The organism is Desulfovibrio porci (assembly GCF_009696265.1).
GTDB lineage: Bacteria > Desulfobacterota > Desulfovibrionia > Desulfovibrionales > Desulfovibrionaceae > Desulfovibrio > Desulfovibrio porci.
The window spans coordinates 197,185-209,104 of sequence record NZ_VUMH01000004.1 but is presented as its reverse complement, the minus strand read 5'-3'; the positions used below and the strand labels follow the sequence as shown (position 1 = coordinate 209,104).

The 11,920-nt window shown below is 64.4% G+C and carries 12 protein-coding genes and 1 tRNA gene; 12 read left to right on the top strand and 1 reads right to left on the bottom strand.

Annotation, left to right across the window (positions count from 1 at the left end; translation table 11 throughout):
- Positions 1-14: 14 nt before the first annotated feature.
- The 8 genes from FYJ44_RS05935 to FYJ44_RS05900 are packed head-to-tail and all read left to right on the top strand — an operon-like array spanning position 15 to position 8,221.
- Positions 15-2,420, top strand: coding sequence for a pyridine nucleotide-disulfide oxidoreductase/dicluster-binding protein (locus tag FYJ44_RS05935; RefSeq protein ID WP_154510078.1), 2,406 nt, complete (start codon positions 15-17; stop codon positions 2,418-2,420).
- The gene (locus FYJ44_RS05930) at positions 2,417-2,632 is read left to right on the top strand and encodes a DVU_1557 family redox protein (RefSeq protein WP_154510076.1); all 216 of its coding nucleotides are present in this window, start codon (positions 2,417-2,419) and stop codon (positions 2,630-2,632) included. Before FYJ44_RS05935 ends, FYJ44_RS05930 begins: the two co-directional genes overlap by 4 nt.
- Entirely contained in the window at positions 2,629-3,363 is a 735-nt protein-coding gene (gene trsM, locus FYJ44_RS05925; RefSeq protein WP_288229395.1) for a DVU_1556 family methyltransferase, read from the top strand. The genes FYJ44_RS05930 and trsM overlap by 4 nt, the downstream gene beginning before the upstream one ends.
- Positions 3,360-3,845 (top strand): DVU_1555 family C-GCAxxG-C-C protein, encoded by a 486-nt coding sequence (locus FYJ44_RS05920; protein ID WP_154510072.1) that lies wholly within the window; start codon positions 3,360-3,362, stop codon positions 3,843-3,845. The genes trsM and FYJ44_RS05920 overlap by 4 nt, the downstream gene beginning before the upstream one ends.
- Positions 3,842-5,296: a radical SAM (seleno)protein TrsS gene (trsS, locus tag FYJ44_RS05915; RefSeq protein WP_288229397.1), complete on the top strand. Its 1,455-nt coding sequence runs from the start codon at positions 3,842-3,844 to the stop codon at positions 5,294-5,296. The genes FYJ44_RS05920 and trsS overlap by 4 nt, the downstream gene beginning before the upstream one ends.
- Positions 5,293-6,411 (top strand): DVU_1553 family AMP-dependent CoA ligase, encoded by a 1,119-nt coding sequence (locus FYJ44_RS05910; RefSeq protein ID WP_229772535.1) that lies wholly within the window; start codon positions 5,293-5,295, stop codon positions 6,409-6,411. The genes trsS and FYJ44_RS05910 overlap by 4 nt, the downstream gene beginning before the upstream one ends.
- Positions 6,408-7,640 (top strand): DVU_1551 family NTP transferase, encoded by a 1,233-nt coding sequence (locus tag FYJ44_RS05905; RefSeq protein ID WP_288229398.1) that lies wholly within the window; start codon positions 6,408-6,410, stop codon positions 7,638-7,640. The genes FYJ44_RS05910 and FYJ44_RS05905 overlap by 4 nt, the downstream gene beginning before the upstream one ends.
- Positions 7,637-8,221 (top strand): histidine phosphatase family protein, encoded by a 585-nt coding sequence (locus FYJ44_RS05900; protein ID WP_288229400.1) that lies wholly within the window; start codon positions 7,637-7,639, stop codon positions 8,219-8,221. Before FYJ44_RS05905 ends, FYJ44_RS05900 begins: the two co-directional genes overlap by 4 nt.
- Positions 8,222-8,233: 12 nt before the next feature.
- On the opposite strand, the gene FYJ44_RS05895 is transcribed toward FYJ44_RS05900, so the two are convergent.
- Positions 8,234-8,794, bottom strand: coding sequence for a hypothetical protein (locus FYJ44_RS05895; RefSeq protein ID WP_154510068.1), 561 nt, complete (start codon positions 8,792-8,794; stop codon positions 8,234-8,236).
- A gap of 225 nt (positions 8,795-9,019) precedes the next feature.
- On the opposite strand from FYJ44_RS05895, the gene FYJ44_RS05890 reads away from it, so the two are divergent.
- The 4 genes from FYJ44_RS05890 (at position 9,020) to FYJ44_RS05875 (ending at position 11,877) form a co-directional block, all read left to right on the top strand.
- A tRNA-Leu gene (locus FYJ44_RS05890) sits at positions 9,020-9,106 on the top strand.
- 207 nt (positions 9,107-9,313) lie between these two features.
- Positions 9,314-10,546 carry a tyrosine-type recombinase/integrase gene (locus FYJ44_RS05885; RefSeq protein ID WP_154510066.1) on the top strand — a complete coding sequence of 411 codons (1,233 nt, stop codon included), beginning with the start codon at positions 9,314-9,316 and terminating at the stop codon, positions 10,544-10,546.
- Between the two features lie 64 nt (positions 10,547-10,610).
- Positions 10,611-10,802 (top strand): hypothetical protein, encoded by a 192-nt coding sequence (locus FYJ44_RS05880; protein ID WP_154510064.1) that lies wholly within the window; start codon positions 10,611-10,613, stop codon positions 10,800-10,802.
- Positions 10,803-10,884: 82 nt separating this feature from the next.
- Entirely contained in the window at positions 10,885-11,877 is a 993-nt protein-coding gene (locus FYJ44_RS05875) for a hypothetical protein (RefSeq protein ID WP_154510062.1), read from the top strand.
- The last annotated feature ends 43 nt before the right edge of the window (positions 11,878-11,920 follow it).

Here is an 11,920-nt window from a genome sequence, read left to right as displayed (position 1 = left end):
TGAGGCCGCTACGCATGGATCAGAACCGTCTGCACGAAATCGAAGCCCGCTGTACCCAGGAAAGTCCGCCGCACTGCCGGTCGGCCTGTCCGTTCAATCTGGACGTGCGGGGCTTTATGGCCCGCATGGCCGAAGGCCGCCCGGCCGAGGCCCGCAAGCTTCTGGAGCGCCACCTGCCCCTGCCGGGCGTGTTGGCCCGGATTTGCGATCACCCCTGCGAGAGCGTCTGCCTGCGCCTGGATCTGGGCGGCAGCCTGGCCATCCACGCCCTGGAGCAGGCCTGCGCGCGCGCCGTGGGCACGCAAAGCCGATCCCTGCCCATGCCGCGCAAGAAGTTCCGCCTGGCTGTGCTGGGCGCGGGGCTGGCGGGGCTGGCGGCGGCCTGGGACCTTTCGCGCAAAGGCTATCCGGTGACGGTTTTCTATCAGGGCGACCCGCAAAGCGCTTTGTTGGCGCGGTATCCGGCCCTGCGCCCCGGAGGCGCAGACGGGGCGGACGGTGATCCCCTGGCCGAAGACTGGGAACTGCTGGCCCGCCAGAAGGTGGAGTTCAGCCCGTCGCCGCTGGATGCGGACTGCCTGGCGCAGGCTGAAAAAACCTTCGACGGTCTGCTCATTGATGCCGGAGCGGCCCCGGATCTGGCCCCGTCACGGGAAAGCCTGGACGCGCGGACCCTGCACTGGCGCGACAATATCTGTTGCGCGGGCTGGCCCGGCCGAACGCCCACGGGACATGCCTGCGCCTCGGCCTCGGCGGAAGCCGGCGAGGGCCGCCACGCCGCCCAGACTCTGGAGCGGCTGGTGGGCAAGGTATCGCTCACGGCGGCGCGCGAAAAGGCGCAGGGCCCGCTGCACACCCCGCTGGACGGCATTGTTCCGTTGGAGCGGGTGGAGCCCTCCGGCCCGCTCTATACGCCGGAAGAGGCGGCCCTGGAGGCCGGACGCTGTCTGCAGTGCCAGTGCCTGATCTGCGTGAAGGAATGCGTCTATCTGCAAAAATACAAGGGCTATCCGCGCGTCTACGCCCGCCAGGTTCATAATAACGCCTCCATCGTCAAGGGTCTGCACACGGCCAACGCTTTGATCAACGGCTGCGCGCTCTGCGGGCAGTGCGAGGAATTGTGCCCGGAGAATTTCTCCATGGCCGAACTTTGCCTGGCGGCGCGCGAGGATATGGTACAGCGCGATTTCATGCCGCCCTCGGCCCATGAATTCGCCTTGGAGGACATGGAAAACGCCTCCGGGCCGGAATGCGCCCTGGTGCTGCCGGATTCCGCGCTGCCCGAGGGCGGACGGGCGTCATGGCTGTTTTTTCCCGGCTGCCAACTGGCAGCCTCGTGCGGGGAGCAGACAGCCGCGCTTTATGATTTTCTGCACGCGTCCCTGCCGTACCGCGACGGTCGGGGCGGCGTCTCCCTGCTGCTTTCCTGTTGCGGCATCCCGGCGCGCTGGGCCGGGCGCGAGGCCCTGTTCGCGCGGCATACGGCCCGGCTCAAAGAGCAGTGGGAAGCGCTGGGACGGCCCCGGATCATGGCGGCCTGCTCCTCCTGCCTGAGTGCCCTGCGCCAGGCCCTGCCCGGGGCGGAGGCCGTGTCCGTCTGGGAAGTGCTGGACGGTCTGCCCCTGCCGCCGCGCCGCGAAGGGAACGGCGGAGCTCCGGCAGCGGAGGCTTTTTCCATCCACGATCCCTGCACGGCCCGTTGGGACACGGTCTGGCTGGAGGCCGTGCGCAGTCTGGCCCGTAAATGCGGCGCGCGCCTTGAAGAACCGCGCCTGACCGGCGCGACTACCGCCTGTTGCGGCTACGGCGGCCTGGTCTGGTGCGCCCAGCCCGAACTGGCCCGGGAGATGAGCGGGCATCGCGCCGCCGAGCTGCCGTATCCGGCGCTGACCTCCTGCATCATGTGCCGGGACCGTCTGGCGGCGGGCGGCAAGGAAAGCTGGCACCTGCTGGACCTGCTTTTCCCCGGACCGGACGCGGAGGAGGATGCGGACAAGGGCAGCCGCAAGGGGCCCGGGCTGTCGGCCCGTCGGGCCAACCGGGCGGCCCTGCGCCGCCGCCTGCTGCGCGACTGGATGGGGGAAAACCTGCCGGAACCGGCTTTGGGCGCGTTGCGCGTGGCGCCGGAGCTGCTGGCCCGCCTGGAAGAAAAGCATATTCTGCTTTCGGATGTGGAAGAGGCCGTGGCCGGAGCCGAAGCCTGCGGCCAACGCTTTGAAAATCAGGAGAACGGGCATTGGCTGGGTTCCTGGCGGCCCCGGCAGGTGACCTTCTGGGTGGAATACGGCCGCGAGGACGGCGAACTTGTGCTCTATGACGCCTGGTGCCACCGTATGCGCGTGCCCGGCTCCGGCGGCCAGGGGGACGAAAACGGCCCCGATGGAGCGGACTGCTGCGGGCGGGGAGGGGAAAGCGCATGACCATGGGACCCAGTTATCCGCCGGACGGCGGCCAGTGGCGGTGCGGCCGCTGCGGTTGCCCTTTGGAGCAGGGCAAGGTGCAGGTTTTTTATCTGAACAGCGCCTTTGACGTTTTTTTGCCGCGTTGCCCGCAGTGCGGGCTGACCATGGCGCCCAAATCCCTGGCCGAAGGCAAAATGCTGGAAGTGGAAGCTCTGCTGGAAGACAAGTGAACGCCCTCTGGGAACAGGATGACTTTCAACGCGCGGCGGGCGAAACCTGGCGGCCCGGCGGTCTGGCGCTGACCCGGCGCGCGCTGGAACTGGGCGCGCGCTGTTGCGGTTTCGCGCCCGGCGCGCGTCTGCTGGATATGGGCTGCGGCGCGGGCGCGAGTCTGGAGTTTCTGGCCGGCCGGGGCTACCGCCTCTTGGGATTGGACCGGCGAGGCCACGCGAATTGGGCGGAGCGGGCGGGCCGTGACGCGGCAACCGCTTTTCTGCGGGCTGACGCCGCGCGGCTGCCCCTGGCCGAAGGCTGCCTGGACGGCGTGCTTTGCGAATGCGTGCTTTCTCTGCTGCCCGATCCTCTGGCCGCATTGCGCGACTGTCACAGGGCCTTGCGTCCCGGCGGCGCGCTGCTGTTGAGCGATCTTTTCCGGCGCGCGGACATGACAGAGGGTGAGGGCGGGCCAGCCGCGCGGCTGGCCTGTCGGGAAGGAACTTCCTGCCTGGACGGGGCGCGCCCGCGCGCGGAGTGGGACGGCCTGCTTGCGCGGGCGGGTTTTCTGCTCCATTGTTTTGAGGACCACAGCCCGGCGCTGGCCGATCTGGCGGCCCGGCTGGTCTGGTACGGGGCCGGGGCCGCGCCCCACTGGCTGCGCGGCGGCTGCACCTGTGGCGGTGTTTCATCCGGGCGCGGGGCTTTCGGCTACGGCTTGTGGATTGCGCAAAAGGAGTGCTCATGAATCCCCTCATGCTGGATTTACTGCCTTTGGTCCACCAGGGCTATTGTTGCAGCCAGTTGCTGCTGTTGCTCATGCTTCAGGCGCAGGACCGGCAAAATCCCGATCTGGTGCGCGCCATGCACGGACTTTGCCATGGCATCGGCCAGTCTGACGGCCCCTGCGGCCTGCTGACCGGCGGGGCCTGCGCTCTGGCCCTGGCGGCGGGCAAGGGCGCGGACGACGAGACGGCCCACCCCATGCTTACGCCCTTGCTCAACGATTATGCCACATGGTTTTATGAACGCGTCACCTCTTACGGCGGCATCCGTTGCGGCTGCATCGCGGCGGGCTTGGGGGCGGCGTCCGGCGGAAGCGGAACGGCCGCCACGCCCGATCCTGTGGCCTGCGGCGATTTGCTGGCCGAATGCTGGGAAAAGATTTTGGAACTGGCCGAGAGTTATGATCTGGACCTGACCGTCGCGTCCGCCGGAGTGGCCTTGTGATTCTGCGTCGCACGCAAAGCCTTTGCCCGGTCTGCCTGCGCCGCATTGACGCCGTGTACGAGCGGCCCGACGGGCCGGATGCGGCGGAGAGAGACGTTTTTCTGCGCAAGACCTGCCCGGAGCACGGCGCGTTCAGCGTGCCGGTCTGGACCGCCCCTGCTCCCGCGCCCGGCGACGCGCCGGATGCGGGGGCGGAGGTTGTGCCGCCCTTTGAAGCATGGTCCCGGCCCAAAAGCCCTTCCTATCCGGCGGAACCCCGTACAGTGGTAGAGGGGGGCTGTCCCTTTGACTGCGGGCTTTGTGCCCGGCACGCCCAGCACACCTGCACCGGCCTGCTGGAAGTGACCATGCGTTGCGATCTGGCCTGCCCGGTCTGCTACGCCGGAGCCGGAAAAGGACCGGAAACCCTGCCGCCCGATCCTTCCCTGACGGCGCTGGCCGCGCAACTGGACAGCCTGAAGGCGGCCTCCGGGGCCTGCAATGTGCAGATCTCCGGCGGCGAACCCACTGTGCGCGAAGACCTGCCCGCCATTGTGGCCTTGGCGCGGGAGTGCGGTTTCGGCTTGGTGCAGCTCAACACCAACGGCCTGCGTCTGGGCCGGGAAGCGGGCTATGCCGCTCGTCTGCGGGCCGCCGGTCTGGATTCCGTCTATCTGCAATGGGACGGCGTGCGCGAGGCCGTGTTTGAAGCGCTGCGCGGCAGGCCCTGCCTGGAACTGAAGCGCCGCGCCGTGGAAGCCTGCTCCGCCGCTGGCCTGGGCGTGGTGCTGGTGGCCACTCTGGCCCGACATGTCAATGACGGCGAGCTGGGCGATCTGCTCCACCTGGCCCTCCGTTTGGGACCGGCGGTGCGCGGCGTGCATTTTCAGCCTGTGGCCTCGTTCGGCCGCTATCCCTGGAGCCTGAGCGACGCGCCGCGGCTGACACTGCCCGAAGTCATGGCCGCCCTGGCGCGACAAGCGCCGGAACTGGTCCGCCTGGCGCAGTTCCACCCGCCGGGCTGCGAGCACGCGCTCTGTTCTTTCAGCGCCGCCTACCGCCGGACCGGCCCGGGGGGTGAGCGTCTGGAATGGCTGCCCCAGGCCGCGCAGTCCTGCTGTTCTCCCGCGCCGCCCCCGGCGGCGGAGGGCGCGCGCAAGGCCAAACAGTTTGTGGCTTTGCACTGGAAGGGAGACGGGCCGGGACGCACGGCGGACGCGCCCGGCGCGATAGGCGCGAACTGCGCAGAGGACGGGGCCGACGATTTCAGCCGTTTTCTGAGCCGGGCCGGAGCGGAGCAACGCTTCACCATTTCGGCCATGGCCTTTCAGGACGTCTACAGTCTGGATCTGGAACGGGTGCGCGGCTGCTGCATCCATGTGCTCCAGCCGGACGGGCGGCTGGTGCCCTTCTGCCTGCACAATCTCACGGCCCGCGACGGTGCGCGCCTCTATGCCGGGGCTTGGGCATGAGCCGGGGAAGGACCGTCTCTTTTGCCCATCCCATGGACCTCTGGCTGGGCCAGGCCTGCGGCGCGGCTTCTCCCGGGGATCTGCCGTCGCGGCTGCGCGCGGCGCAAACCGAAGCCCTGAACCGGCTGTTGCGCCGGGCCGTCACGCACAGCTCATTTTATGCCCGGCATCTGGCCGGTTGTGATCTGGAAATGAAAGGACTGGAGGATTTGGTCCGTCTGCCCTTCACCACGGCCGGTCATCTGCGCGACTGGCGGCATTTTTGCTGCGTGTCGCAGGGTGACGTGCAACGCATGGTCAGCCTGGAAACCTCGGGCACCACGGGCACGCCCAAGCGTCTGGCTTTTACGGCGCGTGATCTGGACCGCACCCGGGATTTTTTTCGTGTGGGCCTGAGCCAGCTGGTGAAGGAAGGCGACCGTCTGGCCGTGCTCCTGCCGGGGGCGGAGCGCCCTGATGGCGTAGCGGACCTTTTGCGCCAGGCTCTGGGGCCGTCCGGCGTTCTTGTGGAAGGATTGCCCGCCGCGTCGACCGTCGATGAGACCGCCATGGCCTGCCGGCTGGCGGAGCGGCGGCCTCAGGTACTGGTGGCCGCTCCGGCGCAACTGGAGGCATTGCTGCGAAGCTTTCCGCGGGCCGCCCCGCCTGGGCTGCGTGGGGCGCTGTCCAGCGCGGATTGGCTTGATCCGGCTCTGGGGCAAAAACTACGCTCGGCTTGGGGGTGCGAATTGCTGGATCATTACGGCCTGACGGAAAGCGGTTTCGGTTGCGCCGTGGAGTGTCCGGCCCATGACGGTTATCATCTGCGCGCCCTGGACACTCTGCTGGAAGTGGTGGACCCGCGCGATGGCGGGCCGTTGCCGCCGGGCCGGGTCGGCGAGGTGGTGCTGACCACTCTCAACCGCGAGGCCATGCCGCTGATCCGCTATCGCACCGGCGACGCGGCCAGCCTGTTGCCGGGCCCCTGCCGTTGCGGCAGTCCCTTGCCGCGTCTGGGCCCTTTGCTGGGGCGGCTGGACACCAGCGCCGGGCCGACGTCGCCGTTCCGTGTGATTCGTCCGGCCAAGGGCGGCGCGGCGCAAGCTAAACGGCCTTGTGCAGGAGTACGGCTGTGAAGTATTGCGCCATATTGCTGGCGGCGGGTCAGGCTTCCCGCATGGGGGCGGTGAAAGCCCTGCTGCCCTTGCCCCTGCTGCCCGACGGCGCGTCTTGTTCCGCCTTGGAAGGGCTGGCCCGTTGCTATCGCGGCTTGGGCGTGGACGACATTCTGGTGGTCAGCGGTTTCCATGCCGAGGATGTGGAAGCGGCCGCGCGGGATCTGGGCTTGGCCGTGGCGCGCAATCCCCGGCCGGAGCGGGGTATGTTTTCCTCGGTCTGCGCGGGCCTGCGCGCCATGCCCGTGGACTGCGAGTCTTGCTTTGTGCATCCGGTGGACGTGCCTCTGGTCCGCCCCATGACCCTTTCCGCACTGCTGGACGCCGCGGCGGAGGAATCCCCGGCCGGACCGCCTCAGGTGCTTATGCCCTCTTTTAACGGCAAAAGCGGTCATCCGCCATTGCTGCCTGTCCTGTACCGGGAGCATATTCTGGCCCACGAGCGGCGGGGCGGCCAAGGCGGGCTGCGCGCGGCCCTGGCCGACCTGCCCCGGCGGGACGTGCCGGTGGCGGATTCTTTTATTCTGGAAGATATGGATCATCCTGAGGAATACGCCCGACTGCAAGATCTGGCTGCCGGGCGGGATGCGCTCTCGCCCGCTGAAGCCTGGAGCCTCCTGCGCCTGTGCCGGGTGCAGGAGCGTGGTTTGCGTCATGCCCGCGCCGTGGGCGCGGTGGCGGCGGCTCTGGCGCGGACCCTGCGCGAGCGCCGGGAAGAGCGGGAGGATGCTCCCGGCAGCGGCCCTGATCCTGAATTGGCGCGCGCAGGCGGACTGCTGCACGACATATGCAAAGGACAGCCGTACCATGAAAAAGCCGGCGGCCGTTTTCTGGCGGAGCTGGGGCTGCCCGCGGCCGCTGCGCTGGTGACTGACCATCGCGATCTGAGTCTGCCCGAGCATGCTCCGCTGAGCGAACGCGAACTGGTCTACCTGGCGGACAAGTATTGCCGAGGCCACGATTTTGTGCCGCTTGAGCGGCGTTTCGGCCAGAAGCTGGAGATTTTCGCCGCTGATCCCGAAGCCTGCGCGGCCATCCGGGGCCGCCTTGCCCGCGCCCGCGCCATGGAGGCACGTCTGGCCCGTGAAGCGGGGCGGGCGCCCGCCGAGATTGCCCGTGAGGCTTTGGCGGCGTTGGCTGAAGACGATGTCTGGCTGGAGGCCGTCGCCGGAAACGGGGGAGGGCGGTGACGGCCGAACGGGGGCTCTGGCTCGTGCGCCACGGCGCATTGCCGCCCAATCCGGAGCGGCGTTTCGTGGGTGCGCGCGATCTGCCGCTGAGCGGGACGGGCCGCTCCCAGATCAGGGCTTTGGCGGCGGATATGACGCCGGTGCTGGCTGATCCGCGGCTCACGGCGCTGCTCTGTTCGGATTTGTCCCGCTGCCGGGAAACCGCAGCCATTCTTGCGGCCGTCGCCGGACGTCCCTTGCCCGTGCACGCGGACGCGGACCTGCGCGAGATCAACCTGGGAGCCTGGGAAGGGCGCACGCCCGCTGAAGTGGAATGGGCCTTTCCCGGCGAGTACGCCCGGCGCGGACGGGATTTCGCCCTGTTCAGCCCGTCCGGCGGTGAGAGCTTTGCCCGGGTGCAGGAGCGGGCCTTGGCCGCTCTCGCGCGCTGGCGGGCGCGCTATCCCGACGGGCTGCTGATCCTGGCCGGGCATGCCGGGCTGAACAGATGCCTTCTGGCCCGGTATCTGGCCCTGCCCCTGTCCGATGTCTTACGCATTCCGCAGCCGTATGCCGGGCGGACGTTTTTGCCCGGCTGGTAATGGGCCGCGCACTCAGCCCAGGCGCAGCTCCACGCCGTTTGCGTCAAACAGGCTGATGTTCAGCGAAATATAGCGCTCCGCCAGCGTTTGGGCCGGGATGTCCAGAGAAATATGGCGCAGATCCGTCAGACTGAATCCGGTCAGCCAGCCGGCGGCCTCCAGACCCAGATCCGCCAGACGGTCCAGAGGCGTGAAAATCACGGCCGGGCAGGTCTTGTAGAGATACAGACCGCCGTTGACCAGCACCAGGGGGAAAAGCCCGCAGGCCACGGGCCGTTGCGTCAGCCTGAGGCGGCAGCCATGGTCCGTGTCGGCCTTACAGCCGCGGGCATCCAGATAGGCCGTATCCGCGTTGAGCAGATAGAAGTCGTCGCTGAGATGGGAGTGGAGCTGGCCGGGCAGCAAAGCCATGGGAAAGGGCTCGTTGGAATCCTGCGGACCGCAGCAGTAGCGGCAGTCGCGGCAGTAGCCGTTTTGCAGCCATGTCTCGCGCCAGCGCAACGCACGGCGGCGGGGGAAAAGCGCTCGCCAGAATTCGAGATAATGCCAGAAGCCTTTTTGCAGTTTTTGCATGGGAAGTCCTTTGTGAAAAATAACGACGCGCGCTGAGCGCGTAGAGATTGGCCCGTAGTTCTCCTCCTATCCCCCATGCCGGAAACGCTGTCAAATCTTCCGACTCTAAGGCTCCTGATCGCCAAGGGGCAGCCAGTCACGTTTTTGTGACGCCATGTAAAAAAATCGTCAAATCTGAAAAAAATGCTTGCCAGCCAAGTGCTCTTGGGCTAAATACATTTTCGCGCCGAAGTGGTGGAATTGGTAGACACGCTAGGTTCAGGGTCTAGTTCTCGCAAGGGAGTGGGAGTTCGAGTCTCCCCTTCGGCACCAGTTGAAAGTCCACAAAAGTCCCGCAAGGTTCAAAAAGCCTTGCGGGACTTAGCTTTTTGGGCTATGGGCAGTCCAACGAGGTGTCGGGAAATCCAGGGACAACGCACGAAAAAAACGGTATTTATGGCGGTATCGCCTGTCGGGGCATCCTTTCCGTTTCAAAAATACCGTCACCTGCTAACCCTTTGACACCAGAGGATTTTTGCCATGCCCCTGACCGACACCATGCTGCGAAAGTTGAAGTCTGACGGTACTCCAACCAAACTTGCCGATTCCGAAGGTTTGTACCTGTACCTCTCCGCCACCGGTGGAAAATTGTGGCGTATGGATTACCGTTTTGACGGAAAACGAAAAACCCTGAGTTTCGGCGCGTACCCGACCGTTTCCCTGAAGGATGCTCGTGGCAAGCGAGATCAGGCCAAGGAACTGCTTGCCAAGGACATTGATCCTGGAGCGCACAAGAAAGCCGCCAAGGCGGAAGCCGAAGCCATCGCCAAGGAACAGGCCCTTACCTTCGCGGTAGTCGCGCAGGAATGGTTTGACACCAAAAAGGATGTTTACGCCGCTTCCCAGATCAAGAAAAAGCAATGGCTCCTTGATTTGCTCAAAGAGCACATCGGCGACAAGCCCATTACGACCCTTGTTCCTGCGGATGTCTTGAGCGCGATTCGCCCTGTTGAAGCAGCCGGACATTCAGTCACCGCGCATAAGCTGGCGGAGACTGCCGGACAGGTTTTCCGCTTCGCGCGTACCTGTGGTTATATCCTTTTCAACCCCGCTGATGGCCTCAAGGAAGTTCTCAAGCCTGTCCGAACCAGGCACTACGCAACCATGACCGACCCCGCCGCCGTGGGGCACCTCTTGCGCTGCATAGACGAATATGAGGGCGGCGTCATCGTGGGCTATGCCCTCAAGATATTGCCCTATCTGGCCCTACGCAGCATGGAACTGCGAGGCGGCAGATGGTCGGAAATCGATCTGGACAAGGCTCTGTGGATTGTCCCCGCTGCCCGCCGTGAAAACGCCAAGGATGGCGGCGGCATGAAAATGCGTATCGCCCATATGGTTCCCCTGCCGCGACAGGTTGTCACACTTTTCAGGGAACTACATCTGCTGACCGGCTCAGGCGAGTTGTGCTTTCCTGGTCGCTACTCCGCTTCACAGTGCATTTCCGACATGGCCCTGCTAAACGGTATCCGCAGAATGGGATTCAGCAAGGAGGAAATGACCATTCACGGCTTCCGCGCCATGTTTTCCACCATTCTTAATGAAAAGAAGCTGGAATGGGGCTTTGATGCTGACATCATCGAGGCCCAACTTGCTCACAAAGAACAGAATACCGTCCGGGATGCTTACAACCATGCCTCTTATCTGGAAAAACGCCGGGAGATGCTTCAGCGGTGGGCTGACTATTTGGATGAATTGCGCGCCGCGCAATAATCTGCCGTGAAAGCGATAAGAGAGAGAGAGAGAGAGAGAGAGAGAGAGAGAGAGAGAGACGATTATGCCAAATACCGACACTACCCCTCTGAACCAAACGGTTAGCGAAGAAATGGATATGTTTGTGAGTATCGGCAAAATCCCGGCTAATGCCCAAGTCACCGTTGCGGATACGGGATGGACTGAGGAAGAAATCGAGCGGATGCGAGCCAGAGGCTATGACGGCATCGACATGATCAGCGCATGGTATAGCTGACAAATATGGCGGGGCGTGCTTCCAGGCATTGCCCCGCTTCTGCTCTATTGTCCAGCCACAACCTTTACGGTATGCCTATCCCATGTTTGAACAAGAAAAAATAGCTGTGAGCAGACTTCGGCAAGCCTATAACCTCAGCGCCACGGAGGCGGACAACCTCGTCCTTTCCCTGTGGCCGAGCAAGGCGTTCCCTCTGGAACTATGGCAGGAAGCCCATGAAACATACTGGCGCAGTTTTGCCGAACGCAATGCAAGCCTGTATGGACTGGAAATTCCCAGCCTGCCGGAAGTGGGCGATGCTCAGACGTTCAATTCCTATCTTCTGTCCTGCGATGTGATGCTCTTCTTCCAGAAGCTCTCCCGCTGTATCCATGTTCATGCGCTGGAGCTTGGCCTGCGCCATATTCTTGAAAATTCCCACGATGAACCCGACGCTGTTTTTCCAGAGGAAAGACAAACTCTGCTCAATGCTTTATCCAAAAGCCTTGGATACCAACCTGTAGAATATGATCAGAGTATGCGAAAGGAAGATGACGGCTTTCAGGAAGATAGCCCCGCCTTCATCCCGGTATCTTATTACCATATTATTTCGCGCATCTTTCTCAATACCATTCTTGTGGACAGGACTGCCGCCATCCGCCTGCTCCACGAATACCCCTGGCAGGAAGTGAAGGGGCTTACTCGCGCCGTAGTGGAAGCTGCGCTCAAGCCGGACTCATCATCTTCCTCTCTTCCCCCCGTGGAATCCAACCCTTCGGCAGAAACCGTTACGGAGGTCTTAGCCGAGGATGGAAAGCTCGTCTTCCGTGTCCCTGCCGCGCTCTGGCAAGGCAAACCAGACCCCGCTGTCAGAGATGCCATGAAGGCAAGCTATCCGAGAGCGGTGATTGCCTATGTTCTGCTCCATTGGTGCGGCCCCGGAAGCCCCGGCCCTGACCACAAAACCCCGCAAGGCCGAAAAACTCATGTGGGACGACTTCTTGCGGAAAAAGAATATAGAGACGAGAAATCTTACCGCAATCAGGTGGACACGCTTCTTAAGGAAGCCGATGCCTATACTATCCTCCAGGCATGACCAAGCAGCTCTTTTCCCGTCTTTCTTGGCTTTTCCCGTCTTT

Bases quoted from the DNA above. Each gene is read 5' to 3' on its own strand.
- FYJ44_RS05935 (WP_154510078.1), top strand. From the start codon at position 15: ATGGATCAGAACCGTCTGCACGAAATCGAAGCCCGCTGTACCCAGGAA.
- FYJ44_RS05930 (WP_154510076.1), top strand. From the start codon at position 2,417: ATGACCATGGGACCCAGTTATCCGCCGGACGGCGGCCAGTGGCGGTGC.
- FYJ44_RS05920 (WP_154510072.1), top strand. From the start codon at position 3,360: ATGAATCCCCTCATGCTGGATTTACTGCCTTTGGTCCACCAGGGCTAT.
- FYJ44_RS05910 (WP_229772535.1), top strand. From the start codon at position 5,293: ATGAGCCGGGGAAGGACCGTCTCTTTTGCCCATCCCATGGACCTCTGG.
- FYJ44_RS05895 (WP_154510068.1), bottom strand. From the start codon at position 8,794: ATGCAAAAACTGCAAAAAGGCTTCTGGCATTATCTCGAATTCTGGCGA.
- FYJ44_RS05885 (WP_154510066.1), top strand. From the start codon at position 9,314: ATGCCCCTGACCGACACCATGCTGCGAAAGTTGAAGTCTGACGGTACT.
- FYJ44_RS05880 (WP_154510064.1), top strand. From the start codon at position 10,611: ATGCCAAATACCGACACTACCCCTCTGAACCAAACGGTTAGCGAAGAA.
- FYJ44_RS05875 (WP_154510062.1), top strand. From the start codon at position 10,885: ATGTTTGAACAAGAAAAAATAGCTGTGAGCAGACTTCGGCAAGCCTAT.